Raw genomic sequence first — 1,407 nt, 5'->3', positions numbered from 1 at the left:
ATCCTTATGCATCCTGCGCTGTTCAACCAGCATAACCATATTAGGATGTTTGCCTTTTTCTTTTAAGGCCTTAACTATTCCCGCCTGTTCAAAAATATCTCTTTTCAACCAGCGCTCTATTAATTCGTGTTGTCCTATAGCTATGGGCGGTAATTGTTTAAAATCCCCGCACACAACAACAGATTTTTTAGCTAGAGAAGCAGCAAAAACGACATACGGAATATATGCCATACTAGCTTCATCAACTATTACGACGTCAAATTTTCTATTATAAATTAGACTATTTAAAGCTGCCTTAGAAAGAGTAACTCCTAAGACTTGAGCTTTATTAATATATTCATCTTCCAATAATCTAATATTTTTTCTTATTTCCTTCAATTTATCTTCTATAATTGCCAGTTTTTCTTTTTCATCTTTTGTAGCATTTCCGGATTTAACTTTTTTTCTTAAATATTGCTGTTCATGAAATAGTTTTTCTTTTTCTTTTTTCAGCTTAGGATACTTATGCTCTACTAATTGGGAGGCCGTAATAATTGCGTCGCCTTTCAGTAATTCCGGGAGTTTAGGAACTCCAAATCTAACTATTTTGCCAGGTGTCCACACATTTTTTTGTTGCTCATATATTTTATAAACCAAACCATCGACAGCTGCGTTACTATGGGAAAGCAATAAGACCGTACAATTTTTCGATATACAGTAATCTGTTACTTTTGCTAAATTATAAGTTTTGCCAGTACCTGGAGGCCCCCATATGTATGTAGTTTTGTTATAATAAGCACGAGCTGCCAATTCGGTTTGAACATTCTTAAATTGTAAATTTTGATATATATCATTATCTAAAATATTTTTGCCATCACCGTACAATACCAATCTGCATAACCCATTTTTTTTCGAGTTTATAATATTTTGTAGCCTGTTTTTTAATTCTTTAAGAATATTCCAAGGTTCACAATATAACTCTGCCTCTTCTACTACATCCCCAATATAATCTGAAAGCTCTATTGTAATATCAAAACCCTCTATTGCTAATACTTCACCATATACAGTCTTATTTTTATATACTAATCTTACAGGACTTCCATCAGGTAAGGTTATTTCATCTGCTAATAAAAACTGATAAGTATAACATTGATTTGTTTCTTTTAGAAACTGCCCATCATTAATACGATATTTTGCCCCTTTTTGTTGAAGTTGAGAGATCTCCAAATCAAGCGCTTTAATCATTTCATAAACATCTTTTCTAAAATCACTCATCTCCGCTTCCCCCTGAACAAATTAAATAAATAAATTAAATCTATATGTATATTTCAGTAGCGTTGCATAAAATTTTTTAGAATTTGTCAAGCTGGGAATTAATTCGATTTAACACAAAATAGGCCGAATTATGCGTTTTTTAGCTGAGAAATA

The 1,407-nt window shown here is 32.1% G+C and carries 1 protein-coding gene; it reads right to left on the bottom strand.

The annotated features are described in order from the left end of the window. On the bottom strand, positions 1 to 1,254 hold a 1,254-nt coding region (locus JDF658_RS13920), incomplete at its 3' end, for an AAA domain-containing protein (protein ID WP_159446652.1). Positions 1,255 to 1,407: the final 153 nt, after the last annotated feature.

Origin of the sequence: Carboxydocella sp. JDF658 (assembly GCF_002049395.1) — a bacterium.
Taxonomy (GTDB): Bacteria; Bacillota.
The sequence above is the reverse complement of the archived record's forward strand: the minus strand, read 5'-3'. Positions and strand labels throughout refer to the sequence as shown.